The sequence below is a fragment of the Streptomyces sp. NPDC030809 genome, assembly GCF_055572195.1.
The window spans coordinates 304455-323844 of sequence record NZ_JBVIDV010000007.1; the positions used below are offsets into that span (position 1 = coordinate 304455).

General features: G+C 73.9%; 15 protein-coding genes and 1 rRNA gene. 12 read left to right on the plus strand and 4 right to left on the minus strand.

Annotation, left to right across the window (positions count from 1 at the left end; genetic code table 11):
* Positions 1-160 precede the first annotated feature (160 nt).
* Together ACZ407_RS12890 and ACZ407_RS12895 are read left to right on the plus strand one after the other, a co-directional pair.
* Positions 161-3910, plus strand: a complete 3750-nt coding sequence (locus ACZ407_RS12890) for a glycosyltransferase family 2 protein (protein ID WP_468128001.1) — start codon at positions 161-163, stop codon at positions 3908-3910.
* The gene (locus ACZ407_RS12895) at positions 3907-5385 is read left to right on the plus strand and encodes a DUF5719 family protein (RefSeq protein ID WP_468128003.1); all 1479 of its coding nucleotides are present in this window, start codon (positions 3907-3909) and stop codon (positions 5383-5385) included. Before ACZ407_RS12890 ends, ACZ407_RS12895 begins: the two co-directional genes overlap by 4 nt.
* A 38-nt stretch (positions 5386-5423) precedes the next feature.
* On the opposite strand, the gene ACZ407_RS12900 is transcribed toward ACZ407_RS12895, so the two are convergent.
* Positions 5424-5900 carry a metallopeptidase family protein gene (locus ACZ407_RS12900; RefSeq protein WP_468128062.1) on the minus strand — a complete coding sequence of 159 codons (477 nt, stop codon included), beginning with the start codon at positions 5898-5900 and terminating at the stop codon, positions 5424-5426.
* A gap of 176 nt (positions 5901-6076) precedes the next feature.
* Between ACZ407_RS12900 and ACZ407_RS12905 the strand changes: the two genes are divergently transcribed.
* The 6 genes from ACZ407_RS12905 to ACZ407_RS12930 all read left to right on the plus strand — a co-directional run bounded on the left by ACZ407_RS12905 (position 6077) and on the right by ACZ407_RS12930 (position 11689).
* Positions 6077-6445, plus strand: a complete 369-nt coding sequence (locus ACZ407_RS12905; protein ID WP_468128005.1) for a DUF3499 domain-containing protein — start codon at positions 6077-6079, stop codon at positions 6443-6445.
* Between the two features lie 67 nt (positions 6446-6512).
* Positions 6513-7877, plus strand: a complete 1365-nt coding sequence (locus ACZ407_RS12910) for a phosphomannomutase/phosphoglucomutase (protein ID WP_468128007.1) — start codon at positions 6513-6515, stop codon at positions 7875-7877.
* A gap of 118 nt (positions 7878-7995) precedes the next feature.
* Positions 7996-8178, plus strand: coding sequence for a Trm112 family protein (locus ACZ407_RS12915; RefSeq protein WP_468128009.1), 183 nt, complete (start codon positions 7996-7998; stop codon positions 8176-8178).
* Between the two features lie 17 nt (positions 8179-8195).
* Positions 8196-9329, plus strand: a complete 1134-nt coding sequence (locus ACZ407_RS12920) for an SIS domain-containing protein (protein ID WP_468128011.1) — start codon at positions 8196-8198, stop codon at positions 9327-9329.
* Between the two features lie 85 nt (positions 9330-9414).
* Entirely contained in the window at positions 9415-10614 is a 1200-nt protein-coding gene (manA, locus tag ACZ407_RS12925; protein WP_468128012.1) for a mannose-6-phosphate isomerase, class I, read from the plus strand.
* Positions 10615-10708: 94 nt separating this feature from the next.
* Positions 10709-11689, plus strand: coding sequence for a cation diffusion facilitator family transporter (locus ACZ407_RS12930; protein ID WP_468128013.1), 981 nt, complete (start codon positions 10709-10711; stop codon positions 11687-11689).
* 208 nt (positions 11690-11897) lie between these two features.
* Here the strand turns inward: ACZ407_RS12930 and ACZ407_RS12935 are convergent, their stop codons facing one another.
* Complete coding sequence (locus ACZ407_RS12935) at positions 11898-14015, minus strand: fructose-specific PTS transporter subunit EIIC (protein ID WP_468128015.1); 2118 nt, start codon at positions 14013-14015, stop codon at positions 11898-11900.
* A gap of 349 nt (positions 14016-14364) precedes the next feature.
* Between ACZ407_RS12935 and ahcY the strand changes: the two genes are divergently transcribed.
* Positions 14365-15801, plus strand: a complete 1437-nt coding sequence (ahcY, locus tag ACZ407_RS12940) for an adenosylhomocysteinase (protein ID WP_468128017.1) — start codon at positions 14365-14367, stop codon at positions 15799-15801.
* A gap of 135 nt (positions 15802-15936) precedes the next feature.
* Positions 15937-16572 (plus strand): hypothetical protein, encoded by a 636-nt coding sequence (locus ACZ407_RS12945; protein ID WP_468128018.1) that lies wholly within the window; start codon positions 15937-15939, stop codon positions 16570-16572.
* A 10-nt stretch (positions 16573-16582) separates the two neighbouring features.
* On the opposite strand, the gene ACZ407_RS12950 is transcribed toward ACZ407_RS12945, so the two are convergent.
* Positions 16583-17587 carry an RDD family protein gene (locus ACZ407_RS12950; RefSeq protein WP_468128020.1) on the minus strand — a complete coding sequence of 335 codons (1005 nt, stop codon included), beginning with the start codon at positions 17585-17587 and terminating at the stop codon, positions 16583-16585.
* Positions 17588-17713: 126 nt separating this feature from the next.
* Here ACZ407_RS12950 and ACZ407_RS12955 point away from each other — a divergent pair, with 126 nt between their 5' ends.
* On the plus strand, positions 17714-18721 hold the full coding sequence (locus tag ACZ407_RS12955; RefSeq protein ID WP_468128022.1) for a stage II sporulation protein M: 1008 nt from the start codon (positions 17714-17716) through the stop codon (positions 18719-18721).
* A gap of 196 nt (positions 18722-18917) precedes the next feature.
* On the opposite strand, the gene ACZ407_RS12960 is transcribed toward ACZ407_RS12955, so the two are convergent.
* Positions 18918-19166: a hypothetical protein gene (locus ACZ407_RS12960; protein ID WP_468128024.1), complete on the minus strand. Its 249-nt coding sequence runs from the start codon at positions 19164-19166 to the stop codon at positions 18918-18920.
* A gap of 148 nt (positions 19167-19314) precedes the next feature.
* On the opposite strand from ACZ407_RS12960, the gene ACZ407_RS12965 reads away from it, so the two are divergent.
* Positions 19315-19390: ribosomal RNA gene (locus tag ACZ407_RS12965) — 16S ribosomal RNA — on the plus strand; the annotation flags it as partial.

Here is a 19390-nt window from a genome sequence, read left to right on the forward strand (position 1 = left end):
GGACACCACCGACGAAGCAAGACGAGAGCAAACGGTCCGCCTCCTGCCCCTTCCCCGCAGGAGGCGGACCGCTGTGTGCGCAGCCGTTAGTGTGGGGCGCTGTCCAGCAGCCTCCCGGGGCACCCCACCCCGGACCCCCGGCCGGAGGGCCCGTACCGCGATGTCCGTGCACAGCCACTCGACGGCCTCCCATGAGTCGGCCGCCGCCCCCGAGTTCCCGCGGCATGTCGTCACCGCCGTGCTCGTCGCCCACGACGGGGCCCGCTGGCTGCCCCAGGCCCTCGCCGGCCTCCTCGGCCAGGAACGCCCCGTCCAGTACTGGGTCGCCGCCGACACAGGCAGCTCCGACGACTCCGCCCGCCTCCTCGCCGAAGCCCTCGGCGACGAACGCGTCCTGCACCTCGCCCGCCGCACCGGCTTCGGCGCCGCCGTCGAGGAGGCCGCCCGCACCGCCCCCGTCCTCACCCCCGAGGACCTCCCGTACCTGAAGCGGCCCAGCGGCTGGGACCCCGTCAGCCGCACCTGGCGCGACGACGCGTACGACCTCCCCGACCTCCCGCACGGCGAGCCCGTCCAGTGGCTCTGGCTGCTCCACGACGACTGCGCCCCCGAACCCGGCGCCCTCGCCGAACTGCTGCGCGTGGCCGACGAGAACCCGCAGGCCGGGATCATCGGCCCCAAGCTCCGCGGCTGGTACGACCGCAAGCAGCTCCTCGAAGTCGGCGTCTCCATCGCCCACAGCGGCCGCCGCTGGACCGGACTCGACCGCCGCGAACAGGACCAGGGCCAGCACGACCAGGTCCGCCCCGTCCTCTCCGTCTCCACCGCCGGCATGCTCGTCCGCCGCGACGTCTACGAGGCACTCGGCGGCTTCGACCGCCGGCTGCCCCTCATGCGCGACGACGTGGACCTCTGCTGGCGGGCCCAGTCCGCCGGACACACCGTCCTCGTCGCCCCCGAAGCCGTGCTGCGGCACGCCGAGGCCGCCGCCCGCGAGCGCCGCACCGTCGACTGCGCCGGCCGCGGGGCGGCCGGCCCGCACCGCGTGGACAAGGCCGGCGCCGTCCACACGCTCCTCGTCAACACCCCCGGGCCGAAGCTCCCGTACGTGCTGCTGCGCCTCCTGCTCGGCACCGTCCTGCGCACCCTCGCCTACCTCGTCGGCAAGGCCCCCGGCCAGGCCGTGGACGAGGTGGGCGGACTCGTCCGCACCCTGCTCCGGCCCGGCCGGATCCTCGCCGCCCGCCGCAGGCGCGGCCGCCCCGCCGTCCCGGCCAAGGAACTGCGCCCGCTGTTCCCCCCGCCCGGCGCCACCCTGCGCGCCACCGTCGAACAGATCGCCGGATACCTCGGCGCCGGCCGCGAAGCCGAAACCGGCAACGCCGGCCGGCACGGCGGATCCGTCGAATCCGGACCCGGCGGAGACGACGCGGACTTCCTGGAGATCGAGCAGTTCGCCCGCCTCAAGCGGATCGCCCGCAAGCCCGCACCCGTCCTCTTCGCCCTGCTCCTGGCCGTCTCCCTCGCCGCCTGCCGCGCCCTGCTCACCGGCGGCTCCCTCAGCGGCGGCGCCCTGCTCCCCGCCCCCGGCGGAGCCGGCGCCCTGTGGAGCACCTACCTCGGGGAATGGCACGCCGTCGGCACGGGCGGCACCGGCACCGCACCCCCCTACCTCGCGGTCCTCGCCGCCCTGTCCACCCTGCTCCTCGGCTCCACCCAGACCGCCCTGACCCTGCTGCTGGTCTGCTCGGTGCCGCTCGCCGGACTCACCGCCTACTTCGCCTCCCGGCCGCTCGTCGAATCCCGGCTGCTGCGCGCCTGGGCCGCCGTCGCGTACGCCTTCCTGCCCGCCGTCACCGGCGCCCTCGCCGGCGGCCGCCTCGGCACCGCCGTCCTCGCCGTCCTCCTCCCGCTCATGGCCCGCGCCGCCGTCGCCGCGTACGGCTTCGGCGGGGCCGACGGGGCCAAGGGCAGCTGGCGGGCCACCTGGACCTTCACCCTCCTGCTCACCCTGGCCACCGCCTTCACCCCGGTGGTCTGGCCGCTCGCCGTGCTCCTCGGCCTCGCCGCCCTCGGCCTGCACCGCGCCGCCCTCAGGACGTACGCCCCGCGCTTCCTCGCGACGGCCGCCACCCCGCTGCTCGTCCTCGCCCCCTGGTCGCTCTCCCTGCTGACCGGCCCCTCCGCCTTCCTCCGCGAGGCCGGACTCCCGTACGGCGAAGGCTCCGCGAGCGCGCTCGACCTGCTCGGCACCAGCCCCGGCGGCCCGGGCGCCCCCGGCGGCCTGCTCCTCGCGGGCATCCTGCTTGCCGCGCTCGCCGCCCTGCTGCGCGCGGAACGGCGGTTCGCGATCCTGGCCGCCTGGGCCGCCGCCCTCACCGGCCTGGCCGCCGCCGTCCTGCTCAACCACTCCGGCTGGGCCGGCCCCGGCACCCTCCTCTACGCCACCGGCCTGCTCTGCGCGGCCGTGCTCGGCGCCGACGGCGCCCGCGAACGCGTCGCCGCCCAGAGCTTCGGCTGGCGCCAGCCCCTCGCCGGCCTCATCGCCCTCGCCGCCGCAGCCGCCCCGCTGCTGTGCGCCGCCGGCTGGGTCATCGGCGGGGCCGACGGCCCGATCGAGCGCCGCGACCCCGTCCAGGTGCCCGCCCTCGCGGCCGAGATGAGCCGCTCCCGGGACCAGCCCCGCACCCTCGTCCTCCTCGGCGACTCGCCCGCGAAGGTCTCGTACACCCTGGTCCGCGGCTCCGGCGCCCGCCTCGGCGACGCCGAGATCACCGCCGCGCACGGCACCGACCCCCGGCTCGACAAGGTGGTCGCGGGCCTCGTCGCGGGCTCCGGCGCCGACCAGAGCGACCAGCTCGGCGCCTACGCGATCCGCTACGTCGTCCTCAAGGACGGCGCCCCCCGGCAGATGAGCCGCGTCCTCAACGCCACCCCCGGCCTCAACCGCCTCAGCAAACTCGACGGCATCTCCCTCTGGGAGGTCAAGGGCCAGGTCGCCCGCGCCGTCATCCTGTCCGGCAAGCCCGGCGAGGACCCCATCACCGTGGCCGCCGGAGCCGTCGGGGCGCACACCGCGATCCCCGCGGGGCCCGCCGGCCGGGTGCTCCGCATCGCCGACACCGCCGCCCCCGGCTGGCGCGCGGCCGTGGACGGCGAGCCCCTCCCCAAGAAGACCCTCGACGGCTGGGCCCAGGGCTTCGAGCTCCCCGCCTCCGGCGGCCGCCTCGACCTCGCCTACGAGGACTCCGCCGCGGTCACCGGCTGGCACTGGGCCCAGGGCTCCCTCGCCCTCGTCCTGCTGGTGATGGCCCTCCCCGGCCGCCGCCGCGAGCTCGACGACGACCTGCCCGAGGAGGAGGCCGCCGTACCGGCGCAGGCCGCAGACGGAGAGGGCCGCCGGGCCCGCCGGCTGCGCGCCGCCGAGGCCGAGTCCGCGGCGGCCGGCCACGGCGAGCAGGCCGACCCGTACGCCGTTCCCGGGACCGGCCACGAGACCCCGTACAGCGCGGTCCCGGCCCAGCCCGACTACGGCCAGTGGGACACCCCCTCCTACGCCGGGGCCCCGGCCGCCGACCCCTACGGCCCGTACGGGAGCGGCTACGAGGCCCACGGCGGCCACGACCCCCAGCCCCCCGGCCCGTACGGCGCCCAGGACGGCGGCTACGAGCCCGCGCCCGCCGGCTACGAGCCCGCCCCCGCGCCCACCGGCTACGACCCGCACACCGGTCTCCCGTACGACCAGGGCGGGTACCCCGCCGCACCGGACCCGGCCGCGTACCAGGAGCACTACGAGGCGCCCTACGCACCGCCCCACGAGGCTCCCTACCAGGCGGCCCCCTACCAGGACCCGTACGAAGACCCCTACGGCCGGGACCACCGGCGTCCCGACGGGAGCGAGCAGCAGTGAACCGCGCACCCCTGACCCTGGCCGCCGTGGCCGCGGCCCTCGCCGCCGTCACCGGCATCGCCGCGTTCACCGCCCCCGCCGGCCCCGCCGAGGCGGGCGGCCGGACCGCCGCCCGGCTGCCCGTGGAGCGCTCCACCCTGGTGTGCCCGGTGCCCAGCGGCTCCGACGTGGCCGAGACCGCGTACACCGCCTTCACCCCCGCCGGCACCCCCGGGACCGCCGCGGGCAAGGGCACCGCCGCCCTGCTCACCGCCGCCAAGAAGCCCAAGGCGCTGCTCACCCTCAAGGAGCCCGGCAAGCCCGTCGGCGCCACCGCCTCGGGCGCCGAGGCACCCGCCCTCACCGGCTCCGCCGACGGGGTCCTCGCCCCCGGCTGGAGCGCCCAGCAGACCACCACCGTGCCCGTCGGCTCCGCCCGCGGGCTCCTCGGCACCGCCTGCTCCGCCCCCGACACCGACCTGTGGTTCCCGGGCACCGGCACCGCCAAGAACCGCCAGGACTACCTGCACCTCACCAACCCCGACGAGGACACGACGGCCGTCGTCGACATCCAGCTCTACGGCCCCGAAGGCGAGGTCAAGCCCCCCCACGAGAACCCCGACGGCTACAAGGTGCTGCCGCGGACCTCGCTCTCGATCTCCCTGGCCACCCTGACCGCCGGGCCGGTCGCCGACCTGACCGCGCACGTCACCACCCGCAGCGGCCGGGTCGGCGCCACCGTGCAGGTCCAGGAGGACGGAACGGGCGCCGACTGGCTGCCCGCCGCCGCGGACGCCGCGCCCGCCCTGGTCCTCCCCGGCATCCCCGCCGACGCCACCTCCGTCAAACTCGTCGTCCACGCCCCGGGCGAGGACGACGCCGACCTCAAGGTGCGGCTGGCCGGACCCACCGGCTCCATCACCCCGGCCGGCTTCGAATCCCTCCACGTCAAGTCGGGGATGACGGCCGTCGCGGACCTCAAGGACGTCACCCGCGGCGAGCCCGGCTCCCTGCTGCTGACCCCCGCCGACGACCGGCACCGCACCCCCGTGGTCGCCGCCCTGCGCGTGGTCCGCGGCACCGGCGAGAAGCAGGAGCTGGCCCTGATCCCGGCCGCCGCCCCCGTCGGCGTACGGGCCACCGCGGCCGACAACCGGGCCGCCGGGACCACCCTCTCGCTCACCGCCACCGGCGCCGACGCCACCGTCAGGGTGACCGCCTCCGCGGGCACCGGGGGCGGCACCCCCGCCTCGAAGACGTACACCGTCAAGGCCGGTACCACGCAGGCCGTCACCCCGCCGGCGCCCGCCGGGCTGAAGGGCTCGTACGCGCTGACCGTGGAGACCGTGTCGGGCGGGCCCGTGTACGCGGCGCGCACCCTCGCGGTGCCGCACGACGGAGTGGCCATGTTCACCGTGCAGACCTTCCAGGACGACCGCGGCAGCGTCCCCGTACCGGAGGCCGCCCAGGACCTGTCGGTCCTCGGCCGCGACTGAGCCGCCCGCCGGGGACCGCCCCGGCGGGCGCACCGCCGTCAGTCCGCGTCCGGCCCGTTCTCCCCGTACCGCGGGTCCACCGACTCCGGCTCCAGCCCCAGCAGCTCGGCGACCTGCTCCACCACGATCTCGTGCACCAGCAGCGCCCGGTCGTCCCGCGACTTCGTGCGGATCTCCACCGGCCGCCGGTACACGACGATCCGCGCCGGCCGGCCGTCGTGCGGCCCGACCAGCCCGCCCAGCGGCACCGCCTCGTCGTTCCAGCCGCTGTCCGGCCCGCCCGGCGACGGCACCTCGGCGACCACGAACTCCACCTCCTGGAGCTGCGGGAACTTGCGCTCCAGCCGCTCCACCGAGTCCTGGACCAGATCGCCGAAGAGCTGCGCACGGCTGGCCGCCAGCGGCACCTGCGGCGGAGCCACCGGCCCGCGCATGCCGCGGCCGTGCCGGTCCCGGCGCCGGACCCGGGGCTCCCCGGTCCGCTCACCGCTGCTGGGAGGTACGGAACTGTCCATCACAAGCGCAGCGTAGCCCGCGGCCGGGCCCCCCGAGAGGCCGTCCCGGCCGGTCCGGCGGGCCGCTCCCGCACCCCCTCCGGCGGCCCTATGGCCGAGATCACGTCACGACACGGGGGAGTGAGCCGGGGGAGAGTCGTCGCGGCCCGGTCAAGAGTGCGGTACCGTCCAACGTCGTGAGCCCTGTACGTCGCTGTTCGCGCACCGCGTGCGGCCGCCCTGCCGTCGCAACACTGACGTACGTCTACGCCGACTCGACCGCAGTTCTCGGCCCGCTCGCCACCTACGCCGAACCCCACTGCTACGACCTGTGCGCCGAGCACTCCGAGCGCCTGACCGCCCCGCGCGGCTGGGAAGTCGTCCGGCTGTCCGACGGATCGGCCCCCTCCCGCCCCAGCGGCGACGACCTCGAAGCCCTCGCCAACGCCGTCCGCGAGGCTGCCCGCCCGCACGGCCGCGCCGCCGAAGCGGGCGGGAACCCGGGCTCCGGGCCGTCCGGAGAGCCCCGTCGTCACCTGCGGGTTCTGCGCTCACCCGAATCCTGAAGCCTGCGCTTCACCGGGTGCGGGTAGGTTGGGTCAATCCACACCGGACCTCAGGAGGGCAGGCCACGTGGCTGCTGATCTGTCGCAGATCGTCAAGGCGTACGACGTACGGGGAATCGTCCCCGACCAGTGGGACGCCTCGCTGGCGGAACTCTTCGGCGCCGCGTTCGTGCAGGTCACGGGAGCCTCGGCGATCGTCGTGGGCCACGACATGCGCCCCTCCTCCCCGGAGCTCTCCCAGGCCTTCGCGCGCGGCGCGGCCGCCCTCGGCGCCGACGTCACCGAGATCGGCCTGTGCTCCACCGACCAGCTGTACTTCGCCTCCGGCAGCCTCGGCCTGCCCGGCGCCATGTTCACCGCCTCGCACAACCCGGCCCAGTACAACGGCATCAAGATGTGCCGGGCCGGGGCCGCCCCCGTCGGCCAGAGCACCGGACTCGACGAGATCCGCGCCCTGGTCGAGCAGTGGAGCGAGGCGGGCGCCCCCGCCCCCGCGGCCACCCCCGGCACGGTCACCCGGCGCGAGACCCTCGACGACTACGCCGCGCACCTGAAGTCCCTGGTGGACCTCACCGCCATCCGCCCGCTGAAGGTGGTCGTGGACGCGGGCAACGGCATGGGCGGCCACACCGTCCCCACCGTGCTCGCCGGGCTGCCGCTGACCGTGGTCCCCATGTTCTTCGAGCTGGACGGCACCTTCCCCAACCACGAGGCCAACCCCCTCGACCCGAAGAACATCGTGGACCTCCAGGACCGGGTCCGCGCCGAGGGCGCCGACATCGGCCTCGCCTTCGACGGCGACGCCGACCGCTGCTTCGTCGTGGACGAGCGCGGCGAGGGCGTCTCCCCCTCCGCCATCACCGCCCTGGTCGCCGCCCGCGAACTGGCCCGGCACGGCGGCACCGGCACCGTGATCCACAACCTGATCACCTCCTGGTCCGTGCCCGAGGTGGTCCGCGAGCACGGCGGCACCCCCGTGCGCACCCGCGTCGGCCACTCCTTCATCAAGGAGGAGATGGCCCGCACCGGCGCCATCTTCGGCGGCGAGCACTCCGCGCACTACTACTTCAAGGACTTCTGGAACGCCGACACCGGCATGCTGGCGGCCCTGCACGTCCTCGCCGCCCTCGGCGGCCAGGACCGCCCGCTGTCCGAGCTGGTCTCCTCGTACGACCGCTACCGCGGCTCCGGCGAGATCAACTCCACCGTCGCCGACCAGACCGCCCGCCTCGCCGCGATCCGCGCCGAGTACAGCGGCCGCCCCGGCGCCCGGCTGGACGAGCTCGACGGGCTCACCGTCACCACCGACGACTGGTGGTTCAACGTCCGCCCGTCCAACACCGAGCCGCTGCTCCGGCTCAACGTCGAGGCCCGCGACGAGGCCACCCTCGCCGCCGTGCGCGACGAGGTCCTCGCGCTCATCCGCGCCTGACCCCGCCCCGCGGCCGCACCCCGCACCCCGCCTGCCGCACGGGCCGCGCCCCGGCCCGTGCGGCGGTACGCTGACCTGGCCCAAACCGCACCGCACCGCCCGTTCGAAGGGACACCCCATGGCGCTCGAAGCCGGCCTTCTGGAGATCCTCGCCTGCCCGGCCTGTCACTCTCCGCTGCAGGACGAGACCAAGGCCGAGACGCCCGAGCTGATCTGCACCGGCAAGGACTGCGGGCTCGCGTACCCCGTACGCGACGGCATCCCCGTGCTCCTCGTGGACGAGGCCCGCCGCCCCGCCTGACCCCACCGGAGGCCGTCATGCTCGACGAGTCGCTGCTCGACGCCCCCGAGGCCCTCGCCCGGGCGGACCGCCGCGGACTGCTCCGCGGCGCCGCCGAGGCCGGGGCCCGGGTCCGCACCGCCGCCCGCCACGCCACCGAGGCCGGCCTGGCCGACCTCCGCCCCGACGGCCGGCCGCGGGCCGTCCTGATCGCGGGCCCCGGCACCGCCGCCACCGGCGTCGCCGACCTGCTCGGCGCCCTGGCCGGGTCCTCCGCCCCCGTCACCCGCCTCCACCCCACCGGGGTGGCCCCGGCATCCGGTGCCTTGCGCTGGGCGCTGCCCGGCTGGGCGGGCCCGGTGGACCTCCTCCTCATCGTCACCATCGACGGCACCGAACCCGGCCTCGCGGTCCTGGCCGAGCAGGCCTACCGGCGCGGCTGCACCGTGGTCGCCGTGGCCCCCGAACGCTCCCCGCTCGGCGAGGCCGTCGCAGGCGCCCACGGACTGCTCGTCCCCATGGCCAAGGCCCCGTACCAGGAGTACGACGAGAGCGCCGCAGCCGGTCCCGGAGCCCTGTGGGCCCTGCTCACCCCGCTGCTCGTCCTCCTCGACAAGGTCGGGCTGGTGTCCGCCTCCCCCGACAGCCTCCAGCTCGTCGCCGACCGGCTCGACCGCACCGCCGAACGCTGCGGCCCGGCCATCGCCACGTACGGCAACCCGGCCAAGACCCTCGCCGCCGAGCTCGCCGACTCCCTCCCGCTGATCTGGACCGAGGGCGAAGGGGCCGGTCCCGCAGGCCGCCGCTTCGCCGCCACCCTCGCCGAGCTGGCCGGCCGCCCCGCGCTCGCCGCCCAGCTGCCCGAAGCACTGCCCGCCCACGGCGTGCTGCTCGCCGGCGCCTTCGCCGCCGGCGCCGATCCCGACGACTTCTTCCGTGACCGGGTCGAAGAGCCGCAGGCTCTGCACGCCCGGGTCGTCCTGCTGCGTGACCGGCCGGCCGGCGCACTCACCGCCGCCCCCGCCGCACGCGAACTCGCCCTCAGCCACGACACGGCCATCAGCGAGCTCGAACCGGAGGAGGGCAGCGAGCTGGAACTCCTCGCCGAACTCCTCGCCGTCACGGATTTCGCCACCGCCTACCTGGCGCTGGCCTCAGGGGGGCGTCCCTGACCGGGGCGCACCGACCGGAGGACCGGTACCGGCACCCGCCCGTGCCCCGCGCCGGTCCTCCCCCCTCCTCCAAGGAAGACGACCGATGGACCGCCTCACCAACACCATCCGCCCGTACGCCTGGGGTTCGCCGACCCTCATCCCGGAACTCCTCGGGGTGACCCCGACGGGAGAGCCGCAGGCCGAGATGTGGATGGGGGCGCATCCCGGAGCGCCCTCCCGGCTGGACCGCGGAGCGGGCGAGACCAGCCTCCAGGAGGTCATCGCGGCCGACCCGGAGAAGGAGCTCGGCGCCCCGGCCCTCGCCCGGTTCGGCCCCCAACTGCCCTTCCTGTTCAAGCTCCTCGCCGCCGGCGCCCCCCTGTCCCTCCAGGTGCACCCCGACTCCGCCCAGGCGCAGGCCGGCTACGCGGAGGAGGAGCGCCGCGGGATCCCGCTCGACGCCCCGCACCGCACGTACAAGGACCCCAACCACAAGCCCGAACTGATCTGCGCGATCACCCCCTTCGAGGGACTCTGCGGCTTCCGGCCGCCGGTGGAGACGGCCGACCTGCTCGCCGGGCTCGGCGTCGACTCCCTCAAGCCGTACGTGGACCTCCTGCACGCGCACCCCGAAGAGGCGGCCCTGCGCGAGGTGCTCACCGCCGTGCTCACCGCCGACCGCGAGGAGATGGGGCGCACCGTCGCCGAGGCCACCGCCGCCGCCCAGCGGCTCGGCGGCCCGTACGCCCCGTACGCCGGGCTGGCCCACCACCACCCGGGAGACCCGGGGGTCATCGCCGCGATGCTGCTCAACCACGTACGACTGCGGCCCGGGGAGGGGATGTTCCTCGGCGCCGGGGTCCCGCATGCCTACCTGTCGGGGCTCGGGGTCGAGCTCATGGCCAACTCCGACAACGTGCTGCGCTGCGGACTCACCCCCAAACACGTGGACGTGCCCGAACTCCTCAAGGTGGTCCGCTTCGAGGCGGGAGAACCCCGCCTGCTGCGGCCCGAGGGCAACGGCGAGGAGGTCTACGAGACCCCCATCGACGAGTTCCGGCTCTCCCGGTTCGTGCTGCCCCCCGGGGCGCCCGCCCACCGGCTCCCCGACGCCACCCCGCAGGTCCTGCTGTGCACGGCCGGCGCGCCCGCGGTGCGGCCGGCGGCCGGCGGCCCGGGGAACGGGGGGACGGGCAACGGCGAACTGGCCCTGACACCCGGCGGATCGGTGTTCGTACCCGCGGGGGAGGCGGTCGAATTGTCCGGTACCGGCACGGTCTTCCGCGCCACGGTGGTGGCCTGACGGGCGGTCCGCACCGGCTGCTGCAACAATGTGCCGCCGTAGCGCGGGTGGCCGGTCCCGGCCGACCGCACCGAGGAAGGGACATCCCGCAGCAATGAGTGCGTCAGGCGGAACCAGGGCGATCGTGGCGGCACTCGCCGCCAACCTCGCCATCGCGGCAGCCAAGTTCGTGGCGTTCCTCTTCAGCGGGTCGTCCTCGATGCTCGCGGAGAGCGTCCACTCGGTGGCCGACTCGGGCAACCAGGGCCTGCTGCTGCTCGGCGGGAAGAAGGCGCAGCGCGAGGCGACCCCGCAGCACCCCTTCGGGTACGGACGCGAGCGGTACATCTACGCGTTCCTCGTGTCGATCGTGCTCTTCTCGGTCGGCGGCATGTTCGCGATCTACGAGGGCTACCAGAAGATCAAGGAGCCCCACGAGATCGAGGCCTGGTACTGGCCGGTCGGCGTGCTCGTCTTCGCGATCATCGCCGAGGGCTTCTCGTTCCGTACCGCCATCAAGGAGTCCAACGAGATCCGCGGCTCCCTGACCTGGGGCGAGTTCGTCAAGCGCGCCAAGGCCCCCGAGCTCCCGGTGGTCCTGCTCGAAGACCTCGGCGCCCTCGTCGGCCTGGTGCTCGCCCTCGGCGGCGTGGGCCTGGCCCTGCTGACCGGCGACGGGGTCTGGGACGGCATCGGCACCCTGTGCATCGGCGTCCTGCTCATCGTCATCGCGATCGTGCTGGCCGCGGAGACCAAGTCCCTGCTGCTGGGCGAGGCCGCGGGCACCGACGAGGTCGAGAAGATCAAGGCGGCGATGGTCGACGGGGACACCGTCACCTCCGTGATCCACATGCGGACCCTGCACCTCGGGCCCGAGGAGCTGCTCGTCGCCGCCAAGATCGCGGTGCAGCACGACGACACGGCGGCCGAGGTGGCCCACGCCATCAACGCCGCCGAGGAGCGGATCCGCGCCGCGGTCCCGATCGCGCGCGTGATCTACCTGGAGCCGGACATCTACAACGAGGCGGCCGCGGCGGCCGGGCCCAACCCCGCCGCCAGCCCGGGCGGCCCCGGAGGCTCCGGCACCGGCCACTGACGGCACGGCAGAGGGCGAGGCCCCCGCAGCGCACCAGCGCCGCGGGGGCCTCGCCCTCTGCCCGTACGCAGGGTTCCGGCGTACGGATCCGGCATGCGGGTCGGCGTACGGCCCCGGTGTGCGTCTCGGCGTACGGAGCGGGCGTACGGATCCGCCGTACGCGTCCGCCGTACGCACACGCGCCCGGCCGCGCGTCCCCGTCCGGCCGTCAGCGGATCTCGCCGAGGACCTCCAGGATCGCCGGGCCGTCGGGGGCCTCGGTCAGCCGGGCCCGGAAGCCGGTGTCCATCAGCTTGCGGGAGAGCAGCGCGAGGATCCGCAGGTGCTCGTCGCCCGCGGCCGCCTCCGGCACGGAGATCATGAAGACCAGCCGGGCCCGCGTGCCGTCCAGGGCGCCCCACTCGATGCCCGCGGAGGAGCGGGCGAAGCCGACCGTGGGACGGCTGACCGCGTCCGTCTTGGCGTGCGGGATGGCGATCGACTCACCCAGGCCCGTGGTGCCCTGCGCCTCGCGGGCGAGCGCCGCCCGGACCAGCTCGTCCACGTCGCGGACGTTGCCGGTGCCCGCCAGCAGCTCCGCCATCTCGCGGATCGCATCCTCCTTCGTGTCCGCCGCCAGCTCGGTCTTCACGGTCTGCGCGGTCAGATAGCCGGAGAGCACCTCGGGCGGGCCGCCCGCCGGGGCCGCCGCCGCGTCCGCCGCGCCCGTCACGGCCGCCGTCACCGCCCGGCCCGGCTCCCCGGCGCCCCCGGGAAGGCCGCCGGGAAGGCCGCCGGGAAGGCCGCCGGCCGCACCCGCACCCGCCCCCACGCCTGCGAGCACCGGCCTGGCCGCCGAGGCCGCCGGAAGAGCCGGCTCCGCCGCCGCCCCGCCCCGGCGCCGCCGGATGTCGATCAGCGCATTGGTGGTCAGGGCCGTCACCGCGGTGCCCGCGGCGATGGCGATCAGGAACCAGGCCCAGCGGTCCACCGCACCCAGCGCGGCCACGACCGGCCCGCCGTGCGGGACGTGGTCGCCCACCCCCGCGACCCCGGCGATGGCGCCCGCCACGGCCCCGCCGAGCATGTTGGCGGGGATGACGGCGGCGGGTCGGGCGGCGGCGAAGGGGATGGCCCCCTCGGAGATCCCGAACATGCCCATGAAGAGGGCGGCCATGCCGGTGTCGCGTTCCTGGTCCGTGTAGAGCTTGCGCCGCAGCACGGTGGCCAGCCCCTGGCCCAGCGGCATGACCGGGATGGCGGCGGCGCACATGCCCATCACGGCGTAGTTCCCGGAGGCGATCAGCCCCGTGCCGAACAGGAAGGCCGTCTTGTTGACGGGGCCGCCCATGTCGAAGGCGATCATCAGGCCGAGGAGGGCGCCCAGCAGGACGGCGCTGGTCCCGGTCATCCCGGAGAGCCAGCCCGTGAGGCTCTCGAACACCCACGAGATCGGCTTGCCGATGACGTAGACGAAGAACAGGCCGAGGGCGGTGGTCGCCAGGACCGGGATCACGATGATCGGCATGATCGGCTGGACGACCTTGGGGACCTTGACCTTCTTGATCCACACCACCAGATGGCCGGCGAGGAAGCCGGTCACGATCGCGCCGATGAAGCCCGCCCCGGCCTTCGAGTCGTAGAGCGAGCCGGTGTTCGCGATGAACCCGCCGATCATGCCCGGCACCAGCGCGGGCCGGTCGCCGATGGCGTACGCGATGTAGCCGGACAGGATCGGGATCATCAGCGTGAAGCCGAGCACGCCGATCTGGAAGAGGTGGTCCCAGAAGGTGCCCGGGGTGGTCGCGTACCCGGACGCGGTGGCGTGACCGCCCAGCGCCAGCGAGACGGCGATCAGCAGACCGCCGACCACCACGAACGGGATCATGTACGAGACGCCGTTCATCAGCGCCTTGTACGCCGTGCTCCGCTCGCGGCCGCCCCCGCCGGAGGAGCCCGCGCCGCCCGGACCCGCTGCCGCGGAGCCGGTCTGCACCGGCGCGCTCTGCACCTGCTCGATCAGCTCCTCGGGGCGGTGGATGCCGTCGGCCACCCCGGTGGACAGCACTCGCTTGCCGGCGAACCGCTCCCGGTCCACCTCCTTGTCGGCGGCGATGATGATCCCGTCCGCCTGCTTGACATCGTTGTCAGTCAGGACGTTCTCCGCACCGATCGAACCCTGGGTCTCCACCTTCATGTCGATCCCGAGCCGCTGCGCGGCCTGCTGGAGCTTCTCCGCCGCCATGTACGTGTGCGCGATCCCGGTGGGACACGCGGTCACGGCGAGCAGCCGCAGCCGCCGCCCGCCCGCGCCCCCGCTCTCCGGAAGGCCTGCCGGACTGGTCACGTGAACTCTCCTCACACCTCGGTCCTGCCGGATCGCGCACGAGGCCCGATCCCTCCCGATCCTCTCCCGGGGCGGAGGGCCGCCAAAAGTCCAAAAGGCCTGAAAAGGACCATCCGGATGGCCTCAAAACCCGCGACGACTTGGCCACGATCGGCTGGGGCGTGATCCGCCGTTCGGTGTAGATTCGATACCGGTGTCAGGCGTCGCTGCTGATGGCGGTCGGGCGGTCCACGGACCGGCCGAGGGGAGAGAGGGCCTCCGACGGACTGCGCTCGTGCACCGGACCGACCCGGACCCCGGCGCACAGGTCAGCCGTACCCTCTCGCATCCATCCACGAGGAGCAGACGCATGGACTTCAAGGTCGCCGACCTCTCCCTTGCCGCCTTCGGCCGCAAGGAGATCACGCTCGCCGAGCACGAGATGCCCGGCCTGATGTCGATCCGCAAGGAGTACGCCGAGGCCCAGCCGCTGGCCGGCGCGCGCATCACCGGCTCGCTGCACATGACCGTGCAGACCGCCGTCCTGATCGAGACCCTCGTCGCCCTCGGCGCCGACGTGCGCTGGGCGTCCTGCAACATCTTCTCCACCCAGGACCACGCCGCCGCGGCCATCGCCGTCGGCCCGAACGGCACCCCGGAGAACCCCCAGGGCGTCCCGGTCTTCGCCTGGAAGGGCGAGACCCTGGAGGAGTACTGGTGGTGCACCGAGCAGGCCCTGACCTGGCCGAACACGCCCACCGGCGGCCCGAACATGATCCTGGACGACGGCGGTGACGCCACCCTCCTCGTCCACAAGGGCGTCGAGTTCGAGAAGGCCGGCTCCGCCCCGGACCCCTCGACGGCGGACAGCGAGGAGTACGGCCACATCCTCACCCTGCTCAACCGCACGCTGAAGGAGACCCCGCAGAAGTGGACGCAGCTCGCGTCCGAGATCCGCGGCGTCACCGAGGAGACCACCACCGGCGTGCACCGTCTCTACGAGATGATGCAGTCCGGCGACCTGCTCTTCCCGGCCATCAACGTGAACGACGCCGTCACCAAGTCGAAGTTCGACAACAAGTACGGCTGCCGCCACTCCCTCATCGACGGCATCAACCGCGCCACCGACGTCCTGATCGGCGGCAAGGTCGCGGTCGTCTGCGGCTACGGCGACGTCGGCAAGGGCTGCGCCGAGTCCCTCCGCGGCCAGGGTGCGCGCGTCATCGTCACCGAGATCGACCCGATCTGCGCCCTGCAGGCCGCCATGGACGGATACCAGGTCGCCACCCTGGACGACGTGGTCGAGATCGCCGACATCTTCATCACCACGACCGGCAACAAGGACATCATCATGGCCTCGGACATGGCCAAGATGAAGCACCAGGCCATCGTCGGCAACATCGGCCACTTCGACAACGAGATCGACATGGCCGGCCTCGCCAAGATCCCCGGCATCGTCAAGGACGAGGTCAAGCCGCAGGTCCACACCTGGACCTTCCCCGACGGCAAGGTCCTCATCGTCCTCTCCGAGGGCCGCCTGCTGAACCTCGGCAACGCGACCGGCCACCCGTCCTTCGTGATGTCGAACTCCTTCGCGGACCAGACCCTGGCCCAGATCGAGCTCTTCACCAAGCCCGAGGAGTACCCGACCGACGTCTACGTGCTCCCCAAGCACCTCGACGAGAAGGTCGCCCGCCTCCACCTCGACGCCCTCGGCGTCAAGCTGACCACGCTCCGCCCGGAGCAGGCCGAGTACATCGGCGTCAAGGTCGAGGGCCCGTACAAGCCGGACCACTACCGCTACTGATCCGCCCCCGGCGCCGTCCGGCCCCCCGCCGGCGCCACCCGGCGCATCAGCACCGGCACCAGCACTGCCCCGTCAGGCCCCCGGCACCCGCTGCCGGGGGCCTGCCCGGTACCGCAGCAGACCCCAGGAACCCCGATGCCCCGCGGCCGCTATTCGCTCCACGACCCGCACGACCACACCCCCCTCGGTGACGAGCACTTCCACTGCGCCCCCGGCCCCTCCGGCTGGCGCTACGTCTCACAGATCACCACCCCCTCCGGGGACCACGCGGGCTCGGTCGACCTGGCCGTCGACGAACTCGGCCGCCCCATCCGCCTCGAACTCCACGCCGCGAGCTGGCAGGTGCGCGGCGCCGCCATCGACGGGGTCACCTGGGTCCGCACCGACCCGACCGGCACCGAGGCCACCGAAGGCAACGTCCGCGCCCACGCCTTCACCGGCACCTCGCCGGCCTTCCTCGTCGCCACCGCCCGCCTGCTCCGCCTCACCCCCGGTTCCCCCGCCACGCGGGTACGCCTCGTGCACTTCACCGACCCGGTGCTCGCCCCGCGCACCGTGGACCAGGCCTGGGCCCTGGTGAAGAGTGAACAGCACGCCACCGACAGCGGCCCGCTGACTGTGGACGAATACCGGATCAGCGCCCTGGACACGGGCGAGCAGCACACCGTGCACCTCGCCGGGGACGTGGTCCTCTCGGCGCCCGGCATCGAACTCGAAGACCTCGAAACCCCGCCCTCGGTCTTCACCGACGGCCCCGCCGACGAGGCCTGAGCCGCACCGCTCAGGCGGGCGGCGCGAACCCCGTCGCGGGCCGCTGCTGCTCCCCGCTCCCGGGTTTGCCGGCCCCCGCCCCGGGCACCCCGGGCACGGGCGCCTGCGGCCCGGCGGAGGGCGGCTGCGGGTACGGCGACTGCTGCGGGTAGGCCTGGTACCCCGGCTGGTACGGGTGCTGCCCCGCCTGCGGGTACCCCGCCTGCCCCGGGTACGGCACCTGCTGCGAGACCTCCCCCTGCCCCGGTGCCCCGGCGGCCTGCGCCTGGGCGAACGCCCGCCGCGCATCGCGCGACTGCCGCTCGTGCACCACCGCCGCCAGATACGCGGCCGCCGGCACCCCGGGCGGCGCCGGAGTCCCCGTGCACGCCACCAGATCGTCCCCGAGCCGGGCCGCCATCGACGCCCCCACCTGCGGATCCAGCTGCTGCATCCGGGCCAGGTACTGCCGTATCGCCAGCCAGAGCCCCTCCGGTACGGCGGACAGGTCGAGCTCGGCGAACCGCCCGGCCAGCCACGGCGGGGGCGGCGGCACCTGCTGCCCGCCCCGCGGACCCGGCACCCGCTCCCGCACCACCAGGGTCCCCGCGAACACGTCCCCGAGCCGCCGGCCCCGCGCCGAGACCAGCGAGGCGATGCACGCCACCGTCCCGAACGTCATCAGCAGCTCGACCACCCCGAGCGCCCCGCGGACCAGCGCGTGCCGGAACCGGATCGGACCGCCGTCGTCGCGCACCACGCGCAGACCGCACGCCAGCTTGCCCAGCGACCGCCCGCCGCTGAGCGTCTCCACCGCGATCGGCACCCCGACGAGCACCAGCAGGAACAGCGTGATCTGCACGGCCATCTGCGCCGCCTCGTCCAGCGAGGCCGTCGCCGCCAGCACCCCGAGCGACACGAGGATGAAGACGGTCCACTGCACGATCATGTCGATCGTGACCGCCAGCGCCCGGCTCGGCAGCCGCGCTGGCTGGAGTCCGAGTACGACCGCGTCCCCTGTCACCAGACCGCTCACCGATGCCCGCCCTTCGCCCTGCTGCGCCGTGCCCTGCCCTGCCCCGTGGTCATCAAGTCTGCCAAGCTGACCGCAGTACGTCAGCCGTGGACAGTCACCGCACCCTGGGGCAGGAGCAGCAGCCGGATGGACCTCGACGTCTTCGTCACCGCCCACCGGGCCGAATGGGACCGCCTGGAGCAGCTCGTCCGCCGGGGCCGCCGGCTGACCGGCGCCGAGGCCGACGAACTCGTCGCCCTCTACCAGCGCACCGCCACCCATCTGTCGCTGATCCAGTCCAGCGCCCCCGACCCGACGCTCACCGGCCGCCTCACCCAGCTGGTCGCCCGGGCCCGCGCGACGGTCACCGGCGCCCGCCGCGCGAGCTGGCGCGACGCGGCCCGCTTCTTCACGGCCGGATTCCCCGCGGCCGTCTACCGCAGCCGCCACTGGTGGATCCCGACCGCCCTGCTCTCCACCCTGCTCGGCGCTCTGATCGGCTGGTGGATCGCCGCCCACCCGGAGGTCCAGGCCGCGATCGGCGCCCCGGAGAACCTCCGCGCCATGACCCGGCCCGGCGGGCAGTACGAGACGTACTACTCCAGCCACCCGGCCGCCTCGTTCGCGGCGCAGGTCTGGACGAACAACGCCCAGGCGGCCGCCATGTGCCTGGTGCTGGGCGCCTTCCTGGGCCTGCCGGTGATCTGGATCCTCTTCCAGAACATGCTCAACCTCGGGATCGGCATCGGCCTCATGGCCTCGGCCGGCCGCCTCGACACCTTCCTCGGCCTGATCCTCCCGCACGGCCTGCTGGAGCTGACCGCGGTCTTCGTGGCCGCCGGCACCGGCCTCAAACTGGGCTGGACGGTCATCGACCCGGGCCCCCGCACCCGGCGCACCGCACTGGCGGAGCAGGGCCGCGCCGCCCTCGGCATGGCGATCGGCCTGGCCGTGGTCCTGTTCGTCTCGGGCCTGATCGAAGGCTTCGTCACCCCGTCCGGCCTGCCCACCTGGGCCCGCATCGGCATCGGCATCGCCGCCGAGGCCGCGTTCCTCGTCTACGTGTACGTGCTCGGTGGCCGGGCCGCGCGGGCAGGGGAGACGGGCGACGTGGAAGCCGCCGACCAGAGCGCCACGCTGCCGGTCGCGGCCTGATGTGCGTACAAGCCTGCTGAGCTGCTAGTCTCCTCGTCGTCCCGCAAAGACCGTTGACACGGTTGGAGTAGGGAGGTAGATTTGAACGGTTGCCTCGAACTAGACAGTTCGACCGCGACGGTCTAGAATCGACCTCGCTCCCGAAGTTGGAATCGAATTCCACGAGTCGGAGCACATCCCCGAATCCTGTCGGATTTCAAACCGGAAAAACCCGGTGCGAAACTCTGATAGAGTCGGAAGCGCCGGAAGGGGAAAGCGCGAAAGCGCCGGAACCGGAAAGCGCCGAGGAAATCGGATCGGAAAGATCTGATAGAGTCGGAAACGCAAGAACGAAGGAAGCGCCCGGAGGAAAGCCCGCGAGGGTCAGTACAAAGGAAGCGTCCGCACCTTGAGAACTCAACAGCGTGCCAAAAATCAACGCCAGATTAGTTGATACCCCGTCCACTTCGGTGGATGAGGTTCCTTTGAAAAAGTCCTGAACGGCCCACTGGGTCGGGCAGGCACCACAACAGCGAGGACGCTGTGAACGGTCGGCCATATTCCGGCATGACTGTTCCGCTCAACGCGAGTGGGCACCCGATTACGGGTAAACATTCACGGAGAGTTTGATCCTGGCTCAGGACGAACGCTGGCGGCGTGCTTAACACATGCAAGTCGAACGATGAAGCC

What these genes read in the sequence shown, in the direction of transcription:
- ACZ407_RS12955 (WP_468128022.1), top strand. Translation starts at nt 17,714, where the DNA reads ATGGACCTCGACGTCTTCGTCACCGCCCACCGGGCCGAATGGGACCGC.
- ACZ407_RS12900 (WP_468128062.1), bottom strand. Translation starts at nt 5,900, where the DNA reads ATGGACAGTTCCGTACCTCCCAGCAGCGGTGAGCGGACCGGGGAGCCC.
- manA (WP_468128012.1), top strand. Translation starts at nt 9,415, where the DNA reads ATGGACCGCCTCACCAACACCATCCGCCCGTACGCCTGGGGTTCGCCG.
- ACZ407_RS12930 (WP_468128013.1), top strand. Translation starts at nt 10,709, where the DNA reads ATGAGTGCGTCAGGCGGAACCAGGGCGATCGTGGCGGCACTCGCCGCC.
- ACZ407_RS12945 (WP_468128018.1), top strand. Translation starts at nt 15,937, where the DNA reads ATGCCCCGCGGCCGCTATTCGCTCCACGACCCGCACGACCACACCCCC.
- ACZ407_RS12915 (WP_468128009.1), top strand. Translation starts at nt 7,996, where the DNA reads ATGGCGCTCGAAGCCGGCCTTCTGGAGATCCTCGCCTGCCCGGCCTGT.
- ahcY (WP_468128017.1), top strand. Translation starts at nt 14,365, where the DNA reads ATGGACTTCAAGGTCGCCGACCTCTCCCTTGCCGCCTTCGGCCGCAAG.
- ACZ407_RS12890 (WP_468128001.1), top strand. Translation starts at nt 161, where the DNA reads ATGTCCGTGCACAGCCACTCGACGGCCTCCCATGAGTCGGCCGCCGCC.
- ACZ407_RS12920 (WP_468128011.1), top strand. Translation starts at nt 8,196, where the DNA reads ATGCTCGACGAGTCGCTGCTCGACGCCCCCGAGGCCCTCGCCCGGGCG.